The following is a 323-nucleotide window of genomic DNA, read 5'->3' on the forward strand; positions in this document are numbered from 1 at the left end:
GGGTCGCGGCGATGAGCCGCAGCGCCCTCTCGCCGGCCTCGTCCCCCATGTCGCGTCCTCTGGCGTCCCGTGTGGCTTCCCTGGCGACCAGGGTCGCCATCGCGGCGGCGCGCCCGAGGGCCGGACCGGGCGACGGCGCATGCCTGAAGGCCCGGTCTGCCGTGGGACACCCCCTGAGGTCTGCCGGCTCGAGGGTCCGGCCGCGCGCGGCCTTTAGCGCGAGCTTTTCGAGGCGCGTCTTCGGGATGCAGGCCCGGGCCTCGGTGGTGAGTCCGGCCTCCCGCCGCCTCTCCACCGCCGGGCCGGTTGCCGGGGCGCCGCGC

Annotated in this window: 1 protein-coding gene; it reads right to left on the minus strand. The window is 77.4% G+C overall.

Annotation, left to right across the window (positions count from 1 at the left end):
- Positions 1-323, minus strand: a 323-nt coding sequence (locus tag LK493_RS10125) for a hypothetical protein (protein WP_227790933.1), incomplete at both ends; no start/stop codon positions are given.

The organism is Collinsella aerofaciens (assembly GCF_020709435.1).
Classification (GTDB): domain Bacteria; phylum Actinomycetota; class Coriobacteriia; order Coriobacteriales; family Coriobacteriaceae; genus Collinsella; species Collinsella aerofaciens_AU.